The sequence below is a fragment of the Roseiflexus sp. genome, from assembly GCF_057785375.1.
Genome location: NZ_JBYNRX010000028.1, coordinates 1 through 23,250 on the forward strand (window position 1 = coordinate 1; position 23,250 = coordinate 23,250).

General features: G+C 61.8%; 21 protein-coding genes. 9 read left to right on the forward strand and 12 right to left on the reverse strand.

The features are described 5' to 3' along the window. Positions 1-131: 131 nt before the first annotated feature. The 6 genes from AC3EA7_RS04990 (at position 132) to AC3EA7_RS05015 (ending at position 5,003) form a co-directional block, all read left to right on the forward strand. Positions 132-2,096 (forward strand): ATP-dependent helicase, encoded by a 1,965-nt coding sequence (locus tag AC3EA7_RS04990; protein WP_488612935.1) that lies wholly within the window; start codon positions 132-134, stop codon positions 2,094-2,096. A 331-nt stretch (positions 2,097-2,427) separates the two neighbouring features. Continuing rightward, positions 2,428-3,249, forward strand: a complete 822-nt coding sequence (locus tag AC3EA7_RS04995) for an alpha/beta fold hydrolase (RefSeq protein WP_488612936.1) — start codon at positions 2,428-2,430, stop codon at positions 3,247-3,249. A gap of 60 nt (positions 3,250-3,309) precedes the next feature. Beyond that, positions 3,310-3,747 carry an LptM family lipoprotein gene (locus AC3EA7_RS05000; RefSeq protein WP_488612937.1) on the forward strand — a complete coding sequence of 146 codons (438 nt, stop codon included), beginning with the start codon at positions 3,310-3,312 and terminating at the stop codon, positions 3,745-3,747. Between the two features lie 10 nt (positions 3,748-3,757). After that, a complete protein-coding gene (locus AC3EA7_RS05005; protein WP_488612938.1) occupies positions 3,758-3,973 on the forward strand; it encodes a hypothetical protein in 216 nt (71 codons plus the stop codon). Between the two features lie 110 nt (positions 3,974-4,083). Continuing rightward, positions 4,084-4,731 carry a serine/threonine-protein kinase gene (locus tag AC3EA7_RS05010; protein ID WP_488612939.1) on the forward strand — a complete coding sequence of 216 codons (648 nt, stop codon included), beginning with the start codon at positions 4,084-4,086 and terminating at the stop codon, positions 4,729-4,731. 8 nt (positions 4,732-4,739) lie between these two features. Beyond that, the gene (locus tag AC3EA7_RS05015; RefSeq protein ID WP_488612940.1) at positions 4,740-5,003 is read left to right on the forward strand and encodes a hypothetical protein; all 264 of its coding nucleotides are present in this window, start codon (positions 4,740-4,742) and stop codon (positions 5,001-5,003) included. A gap of 39 nt (positions 5,004-5,042) precedes the next feature. On the opposite strand, the gene AC3EA7_RS05020 is transcribed toward AC3EA7_RS05015, so the two are convergent. The 10 genes from AC3EA7_RS05020 to nuoF all read right to left on the reverse strand — a co-directional run bounded on the left by AC3EA7_RS05020 (position 5,043) and on the right by nuoF (position 17,607). Further along, on the reverse strand, positions 5,043-6,521 hold the full coding sequence (locus AC3EA7_RS05020; protein ID WP_488612941.1) for an NADH-quinone oxidoreductase subunit N: 1,479 nt from the start codon (positions 6,519-6,521) through the stop codon (positions 5,043-5,045). A gap of 31 nt (positions 6,522-6,552) precedes the next feature. Further along, complete coding sequence (locus AC3EA7_RS05025; protein WP_488612942.1) at positions 6,553-8,076, reverse strand: complex I subunit 4 family protein; 1,524 nt, start codon at positions 8,074-8,076, stop codon at positions 6,553-6,555. 105 nt (positions 8,077-8,181) lie between these two features. Next, the gene (nuoL, locus tag AC3EA7_RS05030; protein ID WP_488612943.1) at positions 8,182-10,146 is read right to left on the reverse strand and encodes an NADH-quinone oxidoreductase subunit L; all 1,965 of its coding nucleotides are present in this window, start codon (positions 10,144-10,146) and stop codon (positions 8,182-8,184) included. A 103-nt stretch (positions 10,147-10,249) separates the two neighbouring features. Then, a complete protein-coding gene (gene nuoK, locus AC3EA7_RS05035) occupies positions 10,250-10,552 on the reverse strand; it encodes an NADH-quinone oxidoreductase subunit NuoK (protein ID WP_488612944.1) in 303 nt (100 codons plus the stop codon). 113 nt (positions 10,553-10,665) lie between these two features. Continuing rightward, a complete protein-coding gene (locus AC3EA7_RS05040; RefSeq protein ID WP_488612945.1) occupies positions 10,666-11,175 on the reverse strand; it encodes an NADH-quinone oxidoreductase subunit J family protein in 510 nt (169 codons plus the stop codon). 13 nt (positions 11,176-11,188) lie between these two features. After that, positions 11,189-11,686 carry an NADH-quinone oxidoreductase subunit NuoI gene (nuoI, locus tag AC3EA7_RS05045; protein ID WP_488612946.1) on the reverse strand — a complete coding sequence of 166 codons (498 nt, stop codon included), beginning with the start codon at positions 11,684-11,686 and terminating at the stop codon, positions 11,189-11,191. A 70-nt stretch (positions 11,687-11,756) separates the two neighbouring features. Then, positions 11,757-12,929, reverse strand: a complete 1,173-nt coding sequence (gene nuoH / locus AC3EA7_RS05050) for an NADH-quinone oxidoreductase subunit NuoH (protein WP_488612947.1) — start codon at positions 12,927-12,929, stop codon at positions 11,757-11,759. Further along, positions 12,926-15,697: an NADH-quinone oxidoreductase subunit NuoG gene (gene nuoG / locus AC3EA7_RS05055; protein WP_488612948.1), complete on the reverse strand. Its 2,772-nt coding sequence runs from the start codon at positions 15,695-15,697 to the stop codon at positions 12,926-12,928. Before nuoG ends, nuoH begins: the two co-directional genes overlap by 4 nt. 38 nt (positions 15,698-15,735) lie before the next feature. Next, on the reverse strand, positions 15,736-16,296 hold the full coding sequence (locus AC3EA7_RS05060) for a Uma2 family endonuclease (protein ID WP_488612949.1): 561 nt from the start codon (positions 16,294-16,296) through the stop codon (positions 15,736-15,738). Positions 16,297-16,305: 9 nt separating this feature from the next. Further along, a complete protein-coding gene (nuoF, locus tag AC3EA7_RS05065) occupies positions 16,306-17,607 on the reverse strand; it encodes an NADH-quinone oxidoreductase subunit NuoF (protein WP_488612950.1) in 1,302 nt (433 codons plus the stop codon). Between the two features lie 200 nt (positions 17,608-17,807). Between nuoF and AC3EA7_RS05070 the strand changes: the two genes are divergently transcribed. Together AC3EA7_RS05070 and solA are read left to right on the forward strand one after the other, a co-directional pair. After that, on the forward strand, positions 17,808-19,028 hold the full coding sequence (locus AC3EA7_RS05070) for a glycosyltransferase (protein ID WP_488612951.1): 1,221 nt from the start codon (positions 17,808-17,810) through the stop codon (positions 19,026-19,028). A 9-nt stretch (positions 19,029-19,037) separates the two neighbouring features. Continuing rightward, positions 19,038-20,183, forward strand: coding sequence for an N-methyl-L-tryptophan oxidase (gene solA / locus AC3EA7_RS05075; RefSeq protein ID WP_488612952.1), 1,146 nt, complete (start codon positions 19,038-19,040; stop codon positions 20,181-20,183). Here solA and AC3EA7_RS05080 read toward each other — a convergent pair. Continuing rightward, complete coding sequence (locus AC3EA7_RS05080; protein ID WP_488612953.1) at positions 20,164-22,029, reverse strand: FAD-dependent oxidoreductase; 1,866 nt, start codon at positions 22,027-22,029, stop codon at positions 20,164-20,166. The genes solA and AC3EA7_RS05080 overlap by 20 nt on opposite strands. A gap of 278 nt (positions 22,030-22,307) precedes the next feature. Between AC3EA7_RS05080 and AC3EA7_RS05085 the strand changes: the two genes are divergently transcribed. After that, the gene (locus tag AC3EA7_RS05085) at positions 22,308-22,655 is read left to right on the forward strand and encodes a hypothetical protein (protein WP_488612954.1); all 348 of its coding nucleotides are present in this window, start codon (positions 22,308-22,310) and stop codon (positions 22,653-22,655) included. Between the two features lie 411 nt (positions 22,656-23,066). Here the strand turns inward: AC3EA7_RS05085 and AC3EA7_RS05090 are convergent. After that, on the reverse strand, positions 23,067-23,250 hold a 184-nt coding region (locus AC3EA7_RS05090; RefSeq protein ID WP_488612955.1), incomplete at its 5' end, for a hypothetical protein.

Genomic DNA, 23,250 nt, shown 5'->3' on the forward strand with positions numbered 1-23,250 from the left:
CGAGGCGCGCGCCGCCGCCGAGGCGCGCGCGCAACAGGAAGCCGAGGCGCGCGCCGCCGCCGAGGAACGCGCCGCGCGGCTGGCGGAGCGGCTGCGCGCGCTGGGGCTGAACCCGGATGATATTGCCTGATATGTCTCTCCTGGCTTCGCTCAACCCCAAACAATACATAGCCGTCACTGCGCCTCCCGGTCCAATCCTGGTGCGCGCCGGGGCCGGCAGCGGCAAAACGCGCGTGTTGACGCTGCGCATTGCGCACCTGATCGCCGAACGCGGCGTGTCGCCAGCGCATATTCTGGCGTTGACGTTCACCAACAAGGCTGCCCGCGAAATGCGGCAGCGGTTGCGTGATCTGTCTGGCGTATCGATCCGCGGTCTCACAGCCGGAACGTTCCACTCGGTCTGCGCCGCGTTGTTGCGCGAGCATATTATCGGGCGCATCGGCAGATACACCTCCGCTTTTACGATCTACGCCGAAGATGAGCAGGCGCAACTGGCGGCGCTGGCGCTCGATACAGCCCGGGAACGTCCGCCGGCGCTGCTCGAGCCGGCTGATCTGCTCCGTCATATTTCGCGCGCCAAGAGCCGTCTGCTCACGCTGCGCCTGGCAGCGCGTTTCGCCCGCGACGACCTGGAGCGTTTCGTCGCCGGGTGTTACCAGCGCTATCAGCGCAGCCTGGAACACGCCAACGCGCTCGATTTCGACGACCTGATCCTGCTGACCCACCGGCTTCTTTCCGAACACCCCGACGTGCTGGACACGTGCCAGGCGCGCTGGCGGCACGTGTTGATTGACGAGTATCAGGATACCGATCCAGCGCAGCACACGCTGGTGGAATTGCTCACACGCCCATCACCCGCCAATGGCCACGTGCGCTCGCTCTTCGCCGTCGGTGACGGGATGCAGGCGATCTACGGCTTCCGCAACGCCGACCATACGATCATTACACGGTTCGAGCGCGATTTCCCCGACGCGCAGGTGATCGAACTGGCGACGAACTATCGCAGTCGCCAGCCGATTCTCGATGCCGCCTATGCGGTCATTCGTCATAGTCGCGCGGTGCAGCCCATGGCGCTGCGCGCAACCAGACCAGAGCCTCCGCGCGACGCCGGGTATGTTCCGCCAATCCAGATTGTGGACGCAAAAGATGCGCGCGACGAAGCTGAACATGTGGCGCGCAGCATCGCCGATCTGCTGCGGCGCGGGCGCCGTCCGCGTGACATGGCGATCCTCTACCGTTCACGCCATATGAGCCGCGCATTTGAATCGGCGCTGCGTCATGTGCGCATTCCATATGCGTTGCGCGGTGCAATCGGCTTCTTCGATCGCGCCGTGGTGCGTGATACGCTGGCATACCTGCGTGTTGTCAACAATCCCGCCGACAATCTGAGCTTCAACCGGATTGCCAACGTACCACCGCGTGGTCTGGGCGCAGCGGCGCTGGCGACGCTCTCTGCCTTTGCTGCACAGCGGGGGCTGCCTCTGACCGAGGCGCTGATGCACCCGGAGGCGTCGGCATTGCTGCCCCCGAAAGCGGCGGAAGGCGCACGACAACTGGCGGCGCTCATCACGCGCTGGCAGCGGCTGGCGGAAAGTGGGATGTCGCCGGATCATTTGCTTGCCGATGTAATCGAGCGCACCGGCTACCAGGCATGGCTGGAGCAGCGTCTGGAACCGGAGGAACTGCCGGATGCCCGCGCCCATTTGCAGGAACTGGCGAATGCCACTGCCGAGCACACCGCGCTCAACGCCTTCCTGCAGGAGGTGGCGTTGCTGACCAGCGCCGACGATGACGATGACGAGCGTGATCGGGTGCAGTTGTCCACCATCCATGCCGCCAAAGGTCTGGAGTGGCCCATCGTGTTCGTTGCAGGTCTGGAAGAAGGGACGCTGCCGCACGAACACAGCCTGACGACGCCGGACGGCGTGGAGGAGGAACGCCGCCTTTGCTACGTTGCGCTGACCCGCGCAGGCGAACAACTCTACCTCTCCTGGGCAGCCAGCCGGATGCGCGGGAAACAGGCGAAACCGTCGCGGTTCCTCAACGAAATCGAAGCGTATGGGCGCGAGCGGGCGGGGAGAAACGTTGCATCATAATGTTCCAGGGAATGGAGAGGTGCGAAAGTGGGAGATACCGCAAAAGGGCGTCTGCACCCATTCTAACACTCATGCACGGTCATTTGTACAATAATGACTTCACTGCAAAAAGCTGTAACCACGAAGGTCACAAAGGGACACAAAGGAAATGCTTTTCATTTTTATTCACCTTCGTGTGCTTCGTGTCCTTGGTGGTTAAGCCTTTTTGCAGTGGATCAATAATGGTTTTTGAGAAAAGAATCCGCTATCGCCCGGTCAAGCCCGCGCAGGCGGGCTTTACAGCAGCCGCCGGGCGGACTGACCGCGCATTAGTATAACGTTGGAGGACCCAATGCCTGAGATACGGGTAAACGGAGCGACCATTTCCTACGAGGAACACGGAACTGGTCCTGAAACAATCGTGTTTGCGCACGGACTGTTGTGGAGCGGACGAATGTTCGATCATCAGGTCAATGCGCTGAAGGATCGGTATCGCTGCATCACCTTCGACTTTCGCGGGCAAGGGCGGAGCGAGGTGACTGCATCAGGATACGATATGGATACGCTCAGCGAGGACGCGGCAGCGCTGATCGAAGCCTTGCGCGCCGCTCCCTGCCATTTCGTCGGTCTCTCGATGGGCGGATTCGTCGGCATACGACTGGCGATTCGCCATCCAGAACTCATCCGATCGCTTATCCTGCTGGAAACCTCCGCCGACCCGGAGCCGCGCGAGAATGTGGGGCGATACCGCCTGCTCAACTTCATCGCGCGCTGGCTGGGGTTGCGGCTAGTCACCGATCAGGTCATGCCGATCATGTTCGGCAAGAAGTTTCTGAACGATCCAAACCGTGCGCAAGAACGGGCAATGTGGCGCGAACGAATGATCGCCAATCGCCGGATCGGCATTTCGCGCGCCGTTCGGGGCGTCATTGAACGCCAGGGGGTCTATGATCAGATCGACCGGATTACCGCGCCGACGCTCATTATCGTCGGCGATCAGGACGCGGCGACCCCGCCTGACAAAGCCAGGCGCATTCAGGAGCGCATTCCCGACGCTGCGCTGATCGTCATCCCCGGCGCGGGGCACACATCTACGGTCGAAGCGCCGGAAGCCGTCACCATGGTCATAAGACGATTTCTCGATGCGCAGGCGCGTCGTGGCGCGCAATCCTGAAAGCGGTATGGTATACTTCTCCCCGATACACGATTCAATACGTTACGATAAGGACTATCCATGCGCAGCATACGGATCATCGCACTTGTCATTCTGGCGCTCTTTACGCTTGCCGCCTGCGGCGGGGGGGATGTCAGCGTGCCGCCGCCGCCGAATGCGCAGCCGTTCGAGACCAGCCGCAGCCCCAAGATCGATCAGATTATTGCCGACTGGAAGAGAGTGGCGATTGAGGAAATGCGCAAAGACGCTGTCAAAGAAGAGACGCTGGTCGAAGAGATTTTTGTGATCAACGATGGTTCGCTCGAAGATGTGCAGAACCACTACATGGCATTGACCCAGAATGGCTGGTGGCATCTGAAGCGCATGCCCGGCCGTCAGGGCGATGTGCTGCTCGACGGGTACGAACACGGCACGACGGCGCTCGTCATTGGCGCGATCGATGCGTCCAAGTTCGGCGGCGAGGGGATTGTGGTCTACACGCTGCGAGGAACGAAGTAAGGTTTGATCGATGACTGCATTGGCTCAAACTGCTCTGGGTAAGCTGCTGGAGTTTTTTGACAGGCTTGAGGATGCAAAGATCGACTACAGAGTGGCGCATATACGCGACTCGATTATGGTCGAAATGGTTGTGCCTGGCGAGCGCTGGGAAGTGGAGTTTTTCGAGAACGGGCAGACGAAAGACCCTGGAACATCTCACAGCAACGCTGCGTCTCAAGATCAGTAACGTCTCTCCAGACGAGCAACGACGCTCACGTTTCCAGCGAAGCGACTGTTGGGCGCGATAATCGGCTCTTGTGCAGCCGGTCATCCTCGGGTTTTTCTGGAGGCGCACTGATGACCCCAGCCACGATAGGACGCTACCGGGTCCTTGGCGAAATCGGGCGTGGCGGTATGGCGACGGTGTACCGCGCCTACGACCCCGAAGCTGACCGCGAAGTGGCGATCAAAGTCCTGCCGCGCGAACTGTTGCACGAATCCACCTTCCGCGCCCGCTTCCAGCGCGAGGTCGAGGCGGTCGCTGCGCTGGAGCACCCCGCGATTGTGCCGCTCTACGACTCCGGCGAGGATGCCGGGCAGCCATTTATGGTCATGCGCCTGATGACCGGCGGCTCGCTGGCAGATCGGCTCAGGCGCGGACCGCTGCCCCTCGCCCAGGCGGCGCGGATCATCAGCCTGGTAGCGCCAGCCCTCGACGCGGCGCATGCCGCCGGGTTGATCCACCGCGACATCAAACCCGACAACGTACTCTTCGACCACACCGACCAGCCATACCTGGCTGATTTCGGCGTGGTCAGCGTGATGCAGACCGCCACGATCCTGACGCGCAGCGGCGTGATCGGCACGCCGGAGTACATGGCGCCGGAACTGACCCGGCCCGGCGGGCTTTCGCCGCTAGTGGACGTGTACGCTATGGGGGCGATGCTGTTCGAGATGCTGAGCGGGCGACCGCCGTACTACGCCACACGCCGATTGGTGCGCTGATTGCGCACGTGACCGAGCCGATCCCGGATGTGCGGACGTTGCAACCCGCGTTGCCCGCTGACATCCAGCGCGTGCTGGAGCGGGCGCTGGCGAAGGACCCGCGGGAACGCTACCGGTCGGCAGGCGCGCTGGCGGCTGACCTGGCGGCCGTCGCGGCGAACACGTCCCTGCCGACGCTCAAGGTAGCGGTTCCCGTCGCTGCCGTCGGCGCTCCAGACCCGGACCTCGCACCTGACGAGAGGGTTGTGGCACAGGTGACCGTCACCCTCTAACGGGGGGTCCTGGTTCTTGGTTCTTGGTTCTCGGTTCCCCTAACTCCCTAACCCCACCCGCTGCACCAGGTCGATGGCCGGCGTTGGGATGAAGCCCAGGATCAGCACGCCAAGCGTCGCCAGCGCGAGACCCACCCGCAGGGCGCGGTCTATGGGTAACGGCGCCTCGCGCACCGGTTCTGCCATAAACATTTGCGCAATAATGCGGAGATAGTAAAATGCCGCAATTGAGGCAATGACGACGCCGATAACCGTGATCCAGCCCATGCCCGCCAGCCAGGCGGCAGTGAAGACATACAACTTCCCCCAGAAACCGGCGGTCGGCGGGACGCCAGCCAGCGAGAGCATGCAGACCGCCATGGCGACTGCCAGCCAGGGACGCCGGTTCCACAATCCTGCCAGGTCGCTCATGTCCCACGCCGCTTCGCCGCGATGTTCGAGCGCGATCAGCACGCCGAATGCGCCGAGGTTTGTGAAGGTGTATGCGATCAGATAGAGCAGAACGCTCTCAACGCCGCGTTGCCCGGCGATGCCGCCCGGCGCGCCAGCGGCAATGACGCCGAACAGGATGTACCCGGCGTGACCAATGCTCGAATACGCCAGCATGCGCTTGACATTGCGCTGCGTCAGCGCGCCAATGTTGCCGGCCGCCAGCGTCGCAATCGCCAGCGCCGCCAGCACGGGCGCCCAGATCTGCCATTCGCCCGCAAGCGCCTCGACCAGGAACCGCAGCAGCGCGGCAAACCCCGCCGCCTTGCTGCCAACCGAGAGCAGCCCGGCGATCGGCGTCGGCGCGCCTTCGTAGACATCCGGCGCCCACATGTGGAATGGCGCCATCGCAACTTTGTAGCCGAAACCGACGACAACCAGCGCCGCGCCTGCCAGCAGATACGTTCGTTCTTCGAGCGTCAACGCCTGTTGCGCCAGCGTCTCGCCGATGGCGCGCAGGTTCATACTGCCGGTCGCTCCGTACAGCAGCGCAATGCCGAACACGACGAAGCCGCCAGCGAATGCACCGATCAGCAGGTATTTCATGCCTGCTTCTTCCGAAGCGTTGCGCGGGTAGGCGAAGCCTGTCAACACGTACAATACAATCGACAGCAGTTCCAGCCCCAGAAAGAGAATGATCAGGTCGGCGCCCTGCGCCAGCAGCATCATGCCGCCAGTAGCGAACAGCACCAGCACGTAATACTCGCTCCGCTCAATCCCCTGGCGTGGCAGATAGTCGAGCGATAGCACGATAGTGATGGCTGCCGCTGCCAGAAACAGCCAGTTCAGCGTTAGACCATAGGCGTCCAGCCGCAGCATGCTGCTGAAGGTCTCGGCATTGACGCCCCACAGCGGAATGCCCGCCGCCGCCGCCACAATCGCACCCGCAATCGCCAGGTACCCGACGATCCGTGTACGGGAACGCGGCACAAACAGGGCAATAACCAGCAACACCGACGCCCAGCCGAACACGATGCTGAGTTGTACTGCCACGCGCCAGTCAATTGGGGGAATAACGATTTCGGTCATCTGTTGCTATTCCACGTCGGATATGCGACGTTCAACGACTTGCCAGAAACGGCAACGTCCCCTGCGCAATCTGCGTCACCGATTGCTGCATTGGCCCGAACAGCAGATTGGGATACAATCCGAACACAACCACCGGCGCCGCCAGGACAACGAGCAGCGCGAGTTCACGCGGGCGCACATCGGGCGCCTGCGCCAGTTCCGGCGGCGTATCGCCCATAAACGCCGTTCGATACATGTGCAGCAGATAGACCGCCGCCAGCACCACCCCCAGAATAGCGGGCAGCGTATAGCGCCAGCCCAGACCCGGCGAACGCCACGAACCTTGCAGCACGGTGAACTCACTGATGAAACCGTTCAGGCCCGGCAGACCAATCGAGCCAAGCGCCAGCAAGAGCGTCAGGCTGCCAAGCCATGGCGTCATCTTCCACAATCCGCCGAACGACTTCAGTTCGCGCGAGCCGCGCCGCGCCGCGAGCATTCCCACAACCAGAAACAACGCGCCGGTCGTCAGAGCGCTGTTGACCATATGCGCCACTGCGCCGGCGATCCCCTGCGCATTCAGCGCAAAAATGCCCAGCACAATCAGCCCCAGGTGACTGATCGAGGCATACGCCAGCAGGCGCTTCATATCGGTCTGCTGGTACGCAATCCACGCCGCGTACAGAATGCCGATGACCGCCAGCGCGCCGACCGCCGGCGCCGCCCAGGCAGCGGCAGCCGGGAAGAGTTGCACATTGAAGCGGATCAAACCATACGCGCCGATCTTAATCAGCAACCCAATAACATCGACCACTCCCGACGATGGCGCTTCGGCGTGCGCGGTTGTCATCCAGGTATGGAAGGGCCAGATCGGCGCCTTGACCGCAAAGCCAATGAAGAACAGGCCGAAGAGCAGCCGTTCAGCGCCGGCATCGAGTCGCAGGGCGCCGATCTGCAGGCTTGCCAGGATCGTTGCGGTATCGAAGGTGTAGACGCCGGTCGTCTGCCCGTGGAGCAGGTACAGCCCGATGATCCCCAGCAGCAGAAAGACCGAACCGCTGAAGGTGTAGGCGAAGAACTTGATCGCGGCGTAGCGACGTTCCGCACCGCCCCAGATGCCGATCAGCAGCGCCGTGGGGATCAGCGTGAACTCGAAGAAGACGTAGAAGAGCAGCATGTCCTGCGCCGTAAAGACGCCAAACAAACCACTCGCCAGGAACAGAACCAGCGCATGGAACGCGCGCTCCTGGCGCTCGATCGTCCCCCAGCTGGCCGCCAGCGCCACCGGCGTCAGGAACGCCGTCAACAGCGCCAGCCACAGACTGATGCCATCGACCGAGACGGTATAACTGATACCCCAGGATGGCACCCACGCCACGCTTTCGACCAGTTGAAAACCGGCGCGTGTTGGATCGAAGGAAAACGCCACACCGATTGCAGCCGCCAGCGCCAGCAGAGCAGCGCCCATCGACACGCCGCGCTGTGCACCCACGTTCGCGCGTGGCAACGCCAGCACCGCCAGCGCCCCCAGCGCCGGCAACCAGATCATGATTGATAGGAGCGGAACACCGTTCATAGGTACAACTACATGCCTCGCAGAGCATTGACGCGAAAGCGCGCACCCTCGCAATCAATCTTTGCATCTTTGCGCCTTTGCGTCCGCTTTTCTGCGAAACTCGCTCTAACCGCGCAACGCGAAAAACGCCACCAGAATAATCACGCCAACCAGGAACATCAGGGCATACGTGCGAACATACCCGGTCTGCAGCAGGCGCAACCCCTGCGCCAGCCGGACCAGTCCACGCGCCGTGCCATCGACCAGCACGCTGTCGATACCCTCACGATCGACCACCTGGCTGAGGAAGACCGACGCTGCGCGGTAAGGACGGACAAAGGCCCGCTGGTAAAGCCAGTCGAGACCCCATCCAATCTCCATGCCGCGCCACAGATCGCCGAGGTAACGAAATGCCGGATCATCCTTGCCAATACGGATGCGCGGCTCCAGGTCGCGGGCGTAGATTTTCCAGCCCAGGTACCCGGCGCCGGCGCTCACCAGCGTCGTAATCGTCGCAAGAATGCCCATGCCGAGCGTGTAGATCACCTCCGGTTCCTGGAGCACCGGGCGCAAATAACTGTTCAACCAGTGCAATCCGGGGAAATTGATCAGCCCGCCGAGGATCGCACCGCCTGCCAGGACGATCATGGGCCAGCGCATCGTAGCGCCGCTCTCGTGCCCGTGCATTGCCGGGTCGCGTGGCCGCCCGAAGAAGATCATGCCGATCTGACGGCCCATGTAGAACGCCGTGATTGCCGACGTCAGAATCAGAATGATCGCTGCCAGCGGACTGCGGGCGTCGAACCAGGCATGGGCGATAATTTCGTCCTTGCTCCAGAACCCCGCCAGTGGAAAGATGCTGCTTAACGCCAGCGCACCGATGAGATACAGGCGGAACGTAGCTGGCAGGTCGTCGCGCAACCCGCCCATGCGCCGCATATCCTGGCACCCGCCGATCCCGTGGATAACCGAACCGGCCGCCAGGAAGAGGAGCGCCTTGAACAGACCGTGGGTGAGCAGGTGGTACATGCCAGCGACATACGCCCCCATACCCACGGCTGCGACCATATAGCCGAGTTGCGAGATGGTCGAATACGCCAGCACGCGCTTGATATCGAGCTGCGCCACTGCTGCCGTTGCACCGATGAACGCCGTCATCACGCCGATCACCAGCACCCATGGCGCTGCCGACGAAAATTGATCGAACAGTGTATGGTTACGCACAATCAGGTACACACCGGACGTAACCATCGTTGCCGCGTGGATCAGCGCCGACACCGGCGTGGGACCCGCCATTGCATCGGGCAACCATGTGTAAAGCGGCAGTTGCGCCGATTTTCCGGCGACAGCGACGAGCATGAGCAGGGTGATGCCCGCAATGAGCGGCAGTTGACCGAATGCGCCAAGATCGACAGTTTCACCCGCAACAGTGATCGCCTGCTCCAGATAGCCGCCGATGCCGATTTGGGGATTTTCGTAGAACGACAGCGTCCCGAAGTTGGTGAAAATCGCAAACAACGCTGCCAGCATCGCTGCATCGCCAATACGGTTGACGACGAAGGCTTTCACCGCCGCATCAGACGGATTGACGCCCGGCGGCACGCTACGGCGATCGAAATAGTGCCCGATAAGCAGGAACGAACACAGCCCGACGCCTTCCCAGCCAAGGAACAGTAGCAGCAGATTGTCCGCCATCACCAGCATCAGCATGGCGAAGACGAACAGGTTCATAAAGGCGAAGAAACGCACCGGACGCACGTCGCCGTGCATGTAGCCGATGGAGTAGACGTGGATCAACCCGCCGACGCCGGTGATCAACAGCGCCATCACCGCGGTGAGCGGGTCGAAGAGCAACCCGAACGCCACGCGAAAATCCGCCACACCGATCCATTCCCACAGCGTCCAGGTCAACCGCTTCGCTTCAGCGGGCGTGTTTTCGAGCAGCACGATCGCCACGATCGTCGCAATGAACGACAACCCGACCATCAAGGAGGCCAGGATGCCGGCATCGCGCTCCCGGCGCACCACCAGTGCGTTGATCAGAAAACCGAGGAGGGGAAACGCGGGTATCAGCCAGATGATCCAGTTCATCGCAGCATGTATCCTGTCAGGCGAGAGGCGAGAGGCGAGAGGCGAGAGGCGAGAGGCGAGAGGCGAAAAGTTTGGGGTTTCGCGCTCGCGCCTGTGCGCTCATTCAGCCTCTCAATGCGTTGATCTCATCCACATCAGTTGTGCGCTTGGAGCGAAAAATCGCCACCAGCAGCGCCAGACCAACCGCGACTTCCGCGGCTGCCACCACAATGACAAAAAAGACGACAATCTGCCCGGCGACATCCTGCCGCGCCATGGCGAAGGTTACCAGCGCCAGATTGGCTGAGTTCAACATCAACTCGACCGACATAAACAGCACCAGCGCATTGCGCCGCGTCATGACGCCAACCACGCCAAACGTGAACAGCAATGCACTCAGCAGAATATAGTAACTCGCCGGCACCATAGAAATTCTCTTTGCATCATCAGGTGATAAGCGTTATGAACACCCGGATCGACTCGCTAATCCCTAACCCCAACCCTCAACCCCTACCTTCCCATCTCCCCACTCCCCACTCCCTACTCCCTACTCCCCGCATGATTCGACATATGCAGCACCACCACGCCAATCACGGCTGCAAGCAGCAGAAACGCCGTGATCTCGAATGGCAACAGATACGTCGTGAAAAGCGCCTCGGCAATGCGTTCAGGTGAAGCAAACCGCTGATCCGCCACAGTCGCCTCAGGCGCCGGACCGCGCAGTGCAATGTATCCGATCAGCCCAAGCAGAATCGCTGCAAGCGTCAACCCCAGCGGTCGTTGCCAGGCGAACCGTTCGCGGGTATCCTCGGCGCGCTCAGCGCCGAGTAGCATAACCACAAAGAGAAACAGCACCATGATCGCGCCGGCGTACACGATCAACTGAATAACGAAGAGGAACGGCGCATAGAGCAGCACATAGAGCACCGAAATGGCGACGAAGTTGATCAGCAGAAAAATAGCGCTGTGAATGGCATTCGGACTGAGCAGCATCGCCACTGCGCCGGCAACCGCCACAGCCGCCGTGATCAGGAAGATGATGAGTTCCATTGCGGCCTCGTCATTACAGGTCAATCTGCGCCGGCGGACTCGGACGACGGTTCAGGCGCTCCAGGATGGGCGGAATCTCACCGTGCCCCTTGTCGGAGGGAACCAGGAGATCGTCTTTGGTGAGGATCGAACTCCGGCGATCATAGAACGAGAGTTCGTACTGGTGTTCGAGCACAATGGCGTTCGTCGGGCATGCATCTTCACAATACCCGCAGAAAATGCAGCGCAGCATATTGATTTCATAGCGCGCCGCATATCGTTCGCCCGGCGAATTCGGCGCCGCCGGGTCGTTCTCCGCCGGCACGACCAGAATGGCGTCTGCCGGGCAGGCTGCCGCGCACAGCGAACAGCCGATGCAGCGCTCCAGGCCGTTGGCGAAACGCTTGAGTTGATGCCGACCACGGAAACGCTCGCGCACCGGTCGCTTAACTTCCGGGTACTCAACCGTCACCGGCTTGCGGAACAGATATCGGAGCGTGGTGCCAAGACCTTTGAACAGGGCGCCGATCATAGCATGGGTCTCATTTCACTAGAAACGTTCCAATCGCACGAGGCGGATCGTCCATACACACCACACAGCATCAGGCGCTGATCTCCACCAGTTTCACCGTGCGCTTCTCCTTGCCTGGCCTGCCGACGATTGCTGTGACCATCAGAATAATGACGCCAACGACCAGCCCGATGATAGCGATGAGGGTTGGCGCGTCCGGCAGCAGAACGTTCAGTACGGCGGTGATAGCGACATTGATGAGCGCGAGCGGCAGCAACACTTTCCAGCCCAGGGTCATCAACTGATCATAGCGCACCCGCGGCAATGTGGCGCGGATCCAGACCGAAACGAACGACAGCAGCAGCACTTTGAGCAGGAATGCGCCGAGCGACGTCAACCCGAGCACGGCATTGCCGATCGTAGCGCCATACTGTTGCGTCACAACCAGCGTCAGCATCTGCAAACCGGGGAACTGCCAGCCTCCCAGGAAGAGAACGACAGCAATCGCGTTCATCGCCACCAGTTTGACATACTCCGACATAAAGAACAACGCGAATTTCATCGAACTGTACTCGGTGTTGTACCCGCCGACGAGTTCCTGCTCGGCTTCGACCAGGTCGAACGGCGCACGCACAACCTCGGCCGTGGCGGCAATGATGAACACCACAAACCCCAGAAACTGCGGCACGATATTCCACATCTGCATTTGCCGTTCGACGATCTCCGCCGTACTGAAGCTTTGCGCCTGCATCACCGCGCCCAGGACGGTCAATCCGAGCGCAAGTTCATAGGAGATGACCTGTGCCGAGGCGCGAATACCGCCGATCATCGAGTATTTGTTGTTTGACGCCCATCCTGCAATTGCAATGCCATACACGCCAACCGATGTGACCGCCAGCAGGTAGAGCACGCCGACATTAATCTCGGCGAGTTGCAACCAGTTGCCTCCCTGCCCGTCGGGCCACATGCCGACCGGAATGGTCGCCCAGATGATAATCGCAGGAATGAGCGCAAAAGCAGGCGACACCAGGTAAACCCAGCGATCCGCCAGCAGCGGCGTCACGTCCTCTTTGAAGAACAACTTAACCGCATCAGCGAGCGGCTGCAGAAATCCTCCCGGTCCGGCGCGGTTCGGTCCGACGCGGTTCTGCAATCGCGCCAGCGTTCGCCGCTCGAACAGCGTAAAGTAGGCAAAAATTGTCGTCGCCGCCAGCGACAGCACGATGCACTTGACGACGAGAATGACGAGATCGATCCAGGTCATCGTGTTTCCACCGTCTCATCGATATGCGCCATCATCGCAATCCGCGTGAGCGGACCGGTCTGCACTGCGCTCAATGGCGCGCCGTTCACATCGGGCGCCAGCACCAGTCCACGCGGCAGACGGCGGTCGATCTGCGCAGGCAGAACGGCGCTGCCGGCCTCGGACACGATCCGCACCAGACTGCCGGGCGCAACGTCCAACACCGCTGCGTCCTCTGCGTTCAGCAGCAGGTGCGGCGCGACCATACGCGGCAACAGTTTCGAGTCGCGGCTCCATGCGCGGCCATCATAGGCGCGTGGCGCCGCCAGCAGCATGTAAGGGCGATCACTGTTTATGTCAATCTGTGACGGCACACGTGCGCGCAACGAAAACATGGCTTTCGGATTATCGGCGTCAGCAGCGATCTGAACGCCGACACCTTCCGTATTTTCGTAGGACGTGCCATCATAGAAAACCGCCTCGTTCGGCTGTCGCCCCCACTGCGGCTTGCGCGTCAACCCCAGGCTTTCGTAGGTCGTATCGGCGTAGCCGCGCACCGTCGCCGCAATTTCGTCCGCCACATCACCAGCGACGACATAATCCCACTGGTCAGGCGACACAGTTGCTGCTGCGGTTTTTGCCGGAGCACGCTGTGCATTGCGCCCATCCCCCTGACCATCGGGCGCTGCCGGTTTCACACCGATGGAGATCAACGCGCGCGCAATACGTTGAGCGACGTCCCACCCCGCCGGGGTGTTGTATTCGGGAATGCGCGCCTGGCGGAAGCGTTGCACCCGCCGCTCAGCGTTGGTGAGCGTTCCTTCGCGTCCAGCGATCGACGCCGTCGGCAGCACGACATCGGCGCGTTGCGCCGTTTCGGTGAGGAAGATGTCCTGCACCACCAGGAACTCCAGCGCATCGAGCGCCTCAGCCACTGCCGGATTGTCACGTACCGGGTCCATTCCGGCGATGATCATGCCACGCAAACGCCCTTCGCGCGCGGCTGTCCACATCTCGCGCGCCTTCAAGCCGCGTTTTTTGCCGGCGCCCGGATACACGCCCATATCGAGCGCGCCGCGCGCATTCGCGCCAGGAATGAGCGGAATAATGCCATTATTCGGACTGCCGGCGTGTCCGGTCAGCAGCGCCAGATCGGCGAGCGCATCGATCAGGTCCGTTCCAACCGCCAGCGCCACCCGTCCGTACATGATGATACCGTTACTGGCTTGCGCAAACGCGCGCGCAGCGGCGCGCACCTCGTCCTCTGCAACGTCGGCGGCCTCACAGAGCGATGCGACACTGTGATTGCGTAGTCGCGCCTTCAAGTCGTCGAGACCCTGCACACGGCGCGCCACGAAGTCAGCGGCGATCAGGTTCTCTTCGATCAGGACCTTTAGCAATGCCAGCGCAACGAACGTCTCAGCGCCGGCACGGGTGCGAAGAACCCGCGCAGGGGTGCGGTCCAGTTTCGTCGGGTACGGGTTGATAACCGTCAGATCGCCGCCGCGCGCCACAATACCGCGCAGCCGCAGCACATAGAGCGGCGCTTCTTCTTCGGGGTCTGCGCCGACCACCAGCACTGCCGTTCCCGCGCCCAGGTTCGACAGGTTGGTTCCTTTGCCGACGCCGAGCGTTGCGCCAAGATCGACGATCTCCGATTCTCCTGGAGCGCCGGTGCAGCAGTCGAGGTTCGGCGAACGCAACACCTGGCGGAACAATTTCTGGAACAGATAGAGATCCTCGTTCGGCAGGTCGGGGCTTGCCAGCCCGCCGAGCGCCGCCGCACCTGCGTGGGTGCGGATGGCGTTTAACTTCTCAGCGACCAGGGTCATCGCTTCATCCCAGGTTGCCGGCGTCAGCGCATCGCCCTTGCGAACGAGCGGCTGGCGCAGGCGCTCCGGGCTTTCAATGAAGCGCATCCCAAACCGCCCTTTGTCGCAGATCCAGATGTCATTCACATACTCATTCTCGCGCGGCATCACACGCATCAGGCGGTCGTAGCGCATATCGAGCGAGATGGTGCACCCCACCGGGCAGTGCGGGCAAATACTGGGAGTCGGGCGCAATTCCCAGACGCGCGCCCTGAACCGGAAATCGGCGGTCGTCAGCGCGCCGACCGGACAGATATCGGTAGTATTGCCCGAAAACTTCGAGTCGAACGGCGGATCGGACTGCGAGATAATCTCCCAGGCGCGCCCGCGGTTATCGAAGCCAAGCACCGGGTCGCCGGCAAGATCATCCTGGAAGCGCACACACCGTGAGCAAAGGATGCAACGCTCGTGGTCGAGGTAGATCAGATCGCCAAGCGGGATCGGCTTCTCGAAATGAATCTTGTCGTCATAGTCGAAGCGCGACATGCTCGGACCGAACTGCATCGTCAGATTCTGCAACGGGCACTCGCCGCCTTTGTCGCACACCGGGCAATCGAGGGGATGCGAGGTCAGCAGAAATTCGAGTTGCCCCTTCTGCGCAAACCGCACCTTCGGCGTCGTGGTGCGCACCTCCATACCCTCGCCGACCGGCGTGACGCAACCGGGTTGCAATTTCCCCATCATCAACGCCAGCACGGGTCGGCCATCCTCACCGATCACCACCTGGCGTGTCACCGGGTCGATCTTCGGCGTCCACACCTCAACCAGGCACATCCGGCACATGCCGACCGGCTTGAGTTTAGGGTGGTAGCAGAAGACCGGAATAGCGACCCCGGCGACCCGCGCCGCATCCACAATGTTTGTTCCAGCCGGGACGGTCACCGTCTGTCCATCGATGACCAGGGTTACATCGGGCATATGCACACCTCTAGCGCCGCGTTACGGCGGGCTGGTTATTATATCGCAAAGAAGCGCCCAATCTCGCAGGAAAAACCGGGGAGCAACGGAGAAGTCATGACATCGCCAGGTTTCAGCATCGCTACATGCCGGAGCGCCTCGTCAGCGCGGCGGAAGACATCGACAGTCATCGCCTGCCAGTCAACGATCCAGTATTCTGGAACGCCGCGCCGGTCGTAGAGCGCGAGTTTCTTTTCGCGGTCGCGCTCTTCATTGGCTTTGCCAGGCGACACAATCTCAACAATCAGATCGGGCGCTGCGTGCAGTTTACCATCATCGCCAATCACATCCGACAGTCGCGCGCGACTGATCCACACCAGATCGGGGGCAACCGCTTCATCATCGGCAAAAATCAAGCCGGGCGCCTGAATCGTTCTTCCAGCGCCGGTCGCCAGACTCCAGCCTCCCAGCGCCACGATGATATTATCGCACGTGATCTGATGGCGAACGTGGGGTTGATGCGTCACGTACAGTTCTCCGTCGAGAATCTCATACCGTCCGCCTTCCAGGCGCGGCAGCGTCTCGACAATCTCGACTGTCCAGCGCGTGATGGTCGTCATCGGAAAACCTCAGTGAACCGACAGCGCCTTTGTGTCGTGGTATCCATTGCCGGTCCGGGCGATCGCCTGCTCGAACTCGTGCGGGAAAAGGCGCAGTGCGCTGCGGATCGGCACGACGGCGCTTTCGCCCAGTAGACAGAAGCAGTTGCCCGCCATTTGATTATACACATCGTGGAGCAGCGGAATATCTTCCTGGCGGCCGTGACCATGCGTGATACGATGCAGCACCTTGACCAGGAAGTACGTTCCTTCACGGCACGGCGTGCACTTGCCGCACGACTCATGCTTGAAGAACTCGTCCATCTTGTATGCTGCTTCAACGGCGCTAACGCTTTCATCGAGCACGATCACGCCGCCGGAGCCAAGCATGCTCCCCTTCGCCGCCAGCGCCTCATAGTCCATCGTCACATCGAGATCGTCGGCGGTGAGCCAACCGGCTGAGGCGCCGCCAGGCACGACGATCTTGACGTTGCGATCACTGCGCATGCCCTGGCAATAATCGGGAGAAAAGATCAGTTCACGCAGCGGGATGCCGAATGGCGCTTCATAGTTGCCAGGGCGCTTCACATGACCAGAGATCGAGAAGACTTTCGTACCCGGACTTTTTTCGGTGCCGAACTGACGATACCAGGAAGCGCCGTGGCGCACGATCATCGGCACGTTCGTCAGCGTCTCGACATTGTTAATGATCGTTGGCTTGCCGTACAGACCGGCGACCGCCGGGAAGGGAGGGCGCAATCGTGGTTGACCGATCTTCCCTTCGAGCGACTCCATGAGCGCCGTTTCTTCGCCGCAGATGTACGCCCCCGCACCGCGATGCACATAGATGTCGAGGTTGTACCCTTTGCCGAAAATGTTCTTGCCGAGGAAGCCGCGCTCATACGCCTGCGCGATGGCGCGCTCCAGGCGGCGCGCGGCGGCGGCGAACTCGCCGCGGATGTAGATATACGCCAGGTTGGACTCGATCGCGTAAGCGGAAAGCGCAATCCCCTCGATCAACTGGTGCGGATTGCGGTCAATGATCTGATGATTGTTGAAGGTGCCGGGTTCGCTTTCGTCACAGTTGCAGAGCAGGTAGCGCGGATAGACATCTTTGGGCAGGAACCCCCACTTGACGCCGGTGGGGAACCCTGCGCCGCCGCGCCCGCGCAACCCGGAGTCCTTGACCGTCTGAACAATATCGGCAGGGTTGCGTTCGGTTATGGCGATGCGAAACGCTTCATAACCGCCATGCTGCAGATAGACGTCGAAATCAGCGATGTTTTCGATGTCCAGATCGCGGAGAACGATATGCTCGGCGAGCGGAGACATAGACAGACAACTCGCTTTCCAGCGCTGACATCGGCATGCGCCTCGGGTAGCGCATATTCACGTGTACTCTACCACCACGCGGGCTTTGTGTCAAATGGCACAAAGTTTGCGCTTGTTTGAGGATCAGAGATCTACGGCGCGCTTCTCTGCGGTATACTACCATGTAGTTTACGGCGGATGCCGCTATCGCCAGAGATGCTATGAAAATTGCTCTTCTCTCCGAGTCGCCGTGGGTGGCGACCGGTTTTGGCATTCACGCCCGCCATCTGACGCGCATCCTCGCCGAATGGGGGCACGAGACGGTGGTGTTCGGCGTGTGCGCGGCGGACCAGCCGTTCGACCCGACACGCTACCCGTGCCGGATTGTGCCGATGCCGCGCGACCAGAAAGAGGCGCTGCCGCTCCTCCCCGGTTTTCTGGAAGCCGAACGACCGGACCTTATATTCATCCACTACGATCTCGGCGCTGTCGCCCGCTTTGCCGCCGCCGTGCGCGCCGCGGGCTGGTCGGGTCCCATGATCTGCCATTTCGTGATCGACACCATTCCTTTTGATCGCGATCTGATGCAGGTGTTGCGCGGCTTTCGCGCTGCGTTGACGCCGACATACGCCGCAGCGAACTATAGTGCGTCGCTTGGCATTCCCAATATCATCGCCGCGCCGCACCCGGTCGATGCCCGCCTGTTTCGCCCGCTGCCGAACCGCGAGGCGCTGCGCCACGCCGCCGGTCTGGACGGGCGCTTCGTTGTCGGCGTGTTTGGGCGCAACACCGAGCGCAAACAGCAACCGCGCGTGATGATGGCGTTGCAGCAGTTGCGGGCGCGCGGTCGGGCAGACGACATCATCGCCTATTTCCATTGTCAGCCAACCAACGAAGATCCCTGGCTCGGCAGCTGCAACCTGATCCACGTCGCCGACCATCTCGGCGTGTCTGACCTGGCGCTCTTCCCGCAGGGCGATTTCCGGCAACTGAGCGGGATTCCCTACGACGCAGACGCTCCTGCCAGCGAGGACGCGCCGCCGGAGCGCCCGACTATTCCGGCGAACTACACGTATGTCGAACGGCTCAACGTGTGCGACCTGCTGGTGAATGTCCCCCACTCGGGTGCGTTCGAACTGGCGCCGCTTGAAGCGGCGCTCTGCGACGTGCCCTCGGCAGTCACGAACGACCGCAGCGCCATGGCGGAGGTCGTCGGCGACGGGGCGTATCTGCTCGAACCGATCGACACCGCCATCCACAGTTCGGGCGGCTGGCAGCACTTTGTCGGCGCCTGCACCATTGCCGACGCAATTCTGGCGATCAAGGAAGATGCGGAACTGCGCGCAGAACTGATTCGCAAGGGACGCGCCAACGCACTGCGCTACACCGAGGAGCCGTTGCGTTGCGGCTTGCAGCAGGCGCTCGAACTTGCGCGCCGGTAAGGAGGTTCCATGGGGAACGTCATTGTTATCGGGCTAGGCGGAATGGGAAGCGCCGCAGCGTACCACCTGGCACGGCGCGGGCAACAGGTGATTGGGCTGGAACGCTTCACACCCGCGCACGATCGCGGATCGAGCCACGGCAGATCGCGGATCATTCGCCAGGCGTATTTCGAGGACCCGGCGTATGTGCCGTTGCTGCTGCGCGCCTACGAATTGTGGGAAGAACTCCAACGCACGAGTAGTGAGCCGCTGCTGACGATCACCGGCGGTCTGATGATCGGTCGGGCAAACAGCCAGGTTGTGAGCGGCGCGCTGCGCAGCGCCCAAATGCACAACCTGCCCCACGAACTGCTCGATGCCGCCGACATTCGCCGCCGTTTCCCACCCTTTAACGTCAGCAACGACGAGGTTGCACTGTACGAGGCGCACGCCGGGTTTCTCGACCCCGAAGCGACGGTTCGGGCGCACCTCGATCAGGCGGCGCGCCACGGCACCGATCTGCACTTCAACGAACCGGTCACTGCCTGGGAAACAACTCCCGGCGGCGGTGTGCGCGTCACTACGCCGCAGGGGATCTACGAAGCCGAACGCGCCGTTATCGCGCCAGGCGCATGGGTGCCGCGTCTGCTTGCCGATCTGGCGCTGCCGCTGACCATCGAGCGCCAGGCGCTCTACTGGTTCGAGCCGGTTGGCGGACGCGCGCCGTTCAGCGCTGGTCGATTCCCGATCTACATCTGGGAGGATGCCGGGGGCGATGCGCTCTACGGGTTTCCGGCGCAGGACGGACCACCGGGCGGCGTCAAGGTCGCGTTCTTCTACCGCGGGCATCCGACCGACCCGGATCGGGTGGATCGCATGGTGCACCCGGAGGAGATCGCAGAAATGCGCGCTGCTCTGGCGCAGCGTATTCCGTCACTGAACGGGGCGCTCGTGGCGACGGCTACCTGTCTCTACACCCTCACGCCTGATCACCATTTCATCATTGCGCCGCATCCGCATATGCCGCAGGTGATCGTTGCGTCGCCCTGTTCGGGTCACGGGTACAAATTTGCCAGCGTGATCGGCGAAATCCTGGCAGACCTGGCGATGACCGGCAACACCTGTCACCCGATTGCGCTCTTCGATCCGGCGCGCTTCAAACGAGCGGGCGCATAGTCGTACACAGATCCGACCAGGTGGGAGGGTCGCTCAGGCCGGTTGCGGGCAACTCTGCGAGCGCCAGGGTTGCCGCTGCTTCTGCGCGGCTGAGCGGCTGATGATCAGGCGCCGGATCGAGCACCGGCTCAGCCGGCGAGCCGGCGACGCGCAGCAATGCGCGGAGCACGGCAGGAGCGTCGGCGCGCGCTACCGGTTGATCCGGCGAGATGGCGAGCGATGCTGCGCGCGGTCCGTGTCCGTCCAGCGCTCCTTCGAGCAACAGCAGTTGCGTTGGAATGAAATGCGGATGAGCGGGAGGAATATCGATCGCCCATTCCAGCGGCACACCCTGGGCGAGCAGATGGCGCTGAAAGACGCGCAGCAGCGGTCCTTCCCACACCTCGCGCGGATGGACGCGGTGGGTCAGGCAGAACGCCGCCAGCGCGCCAGCCGCCTCGCCGATGTTCCATTCCACCGGATGGAGCCGATACGAACCATTGGAGAGATGGGTCGTGCCAATGTTCTTGCACGCCGCCAGCAGATTCGCCGGACGCTGCGGGATAAGCGCGCCCAGCGGTATCTGGAACGGCAGCGTTGGCGCGAACATGCTGCGCGGGTTCCCCACTGCCGCGTGGAGGTCCATAAAATACCACCCGACGCCGCACGAATCGGAGAAGTGCGCCGCGCGCGCCGTTGTGCGTCCGGCAGCCAGGATATCGCCGGCAGTCACACGCCGCAGCGCCCAGATGCGGCGCGACTCGCGGATGTACGGCGTCTTCGACAGACCATCGGTGGTTCCCATGACCTCGTGCAGGAGACGGAGACCAGGGTAACCATACCCGCTGCCGTCATCACGCGGAACTTCGGTTTGTAACCAGTAGAGAAACGACAGGGACAGCCGTTTTGCTTCATCGAGAATCCGCTCACGCTCTGCGGGCGCTGCGCCGATCAGATCGGCGTGGTGATAATCGTTCGCATTCCAGTTGATCATTGCAATGTCGTGCAACGCGCCGGAAGGATCGAACAGGCGCCCCGACAGCAAACGGCGATAGGTCCAGAACGGCGGCAGCCCGGTCGGTCCGGTCTCGAACACGCGGAACGGGCGCGGTGACCCATCGGATGCCGTGAGGGTCAGCGTGAACGGTTGCGCATCACGCAGGCGCTCGTATCCGTCCGGCTTCGGAATCGTATGGTCCTCGCCGGGGCGATATTCGACGGCGAAACAGAACGTGAACCCCTGCACTTCGCCAGGGCGCGCCTCTTCCGGCGCATCGGCTTCGCCCGTATCGTCGCGCGCTTCCGCGCCTGTCACCCACGGCGCATCCACCAGCGGCAGCAGGTCGCCGAGGTCAGTGGCATCGAGAAAGAAGCGCGCCGTGATCGCCACATCTCCACTGGCGCCTCGCACGGTAACGCTGGTGATCGCGTCATCGCGCACGGTTGCGGCAACCGGAGCGTGGTTGTACAGGGTCTTCAATCGCCCACTGACGATGTGCGGCGCCAGCAACTCCGCAATGGCCGCCACGCCGACACGCGGCTCGAAGCAGAGCGCCGAAACCCACCCATCGCCGGGGTTGAGCGGCGAGCCGTCGGGCATGGCCGTCACGCCATACCGGCGGCGGTAGTGGTCGCGGATCGCCTCGCGGAATGCGGCATACCGGCGGGTAGCGCCGAATGTCTCGATGTAGCGGTGCTCATCGAGGGCGCTGACCCCCTGGCTGGTCGCCTGACCGCCGGGCCAGTCGGTGGCTTCGGTGAGCACGACCGAGGCGCCATTGTCGCAGGCGGCGAGCGCCGCCGCCACCCCTCCCAGGCCGGCGCCGATGATGGCAATGTCGCATGAGAGACTAGCGTTCACGACCATTCTTTTCCTTCCTTATCTTAAGGACTGCTATCGCATTGAGACCTGGTTCAGCAGTCGCTCGTTCTGAGACTGGCGTATAATTACAATCGACAGAAAAGACCAGATCAGCCCTGATGGGCGTTGCACAATGAAACGAATGAATTTCGTAGAACGCACAGGACGAATTGAAGACATGAATCGCTCATTCAACCGGGCTTTCTGGCAGGCTCAAGAGCCACGCGACCGATTTGCAGCAGCATGGGAATTGGTTGTCCATGCGCACCGGGTAAAGGGCGTCGATGTTTGTCAACTCAGACTTCAGCGATCTGTTGAGACTTTTCAACGCCAGCGGCATCCGGTATCTTGTTATTGGCGGCTACGCCGTCGTCCAGTACGCTGAACCCAGGTACACGAAAGATCTCGATCTGTGGATTGGTACAGATGAGCAGAACGCCAGAGCGGTCTACCAGGCATTGCGAGCGTTTGGCGCTCCTCTGTCTGATCTGACGGAACGTGATTTATGGAAGAAGAGACCATCTCCCAGATGGGCGTTCCTCCGCTACGAGTCGATGTATTCGTGGGAATCCCAGGCGTGGAGTTTGAGTTTGCCCGGCAGTAGCGATATGAAGTACCTTTTGATGACTTGATTGCGCCCTTCATTTCCAGGTCTGATCTGAATCAAAGCAAAACTGGCCTCAGGACGTCCCCAAGATTTGATTGACGTGGATCTCCTCCTGTTGCCTGGGGAAAAGCCGCCGAAGCGACAGCGCAGAAGATAGGGCAGGACTGAGCAAGAGACTGTCCGAATAACTCTGTGCTGCCATCACTCCAATGAGCGCAAGCAATGAAACAAGCACTCGTTACACAGGAAATTGCTTGCTATCGCTTTGCAATGATGCAGCTACCGCACTTACAATAGCGCGCGCGTTGACCGTCTTGCAATTGGCGCTGGCTTCGACAGGCTCAGCCAGCGCAGCGCCCAGCCAGCGCCATTAGTTGACCTTCTTGCCAGTCCAGCACAAAGGTTCGGTCTCTGGCCGGACACGCCGTGCGGGGCGTCATCCCTCGCCGCGCAGTCGGCGCAACTCCTCTTCCAGGGCGCGCAGTCGCGTTTCGGCGGCTTCCCGCGCCGCCGCTTCCCACCGCGCCTGCTCCTCCGCCGCCGCCCGCGCCGCCGCTTCCACCGCCCGCGCCGCCGCTTCGCGTCGCACCTGCTCCTCCACCGCCGCCCGCGCCGCCGCT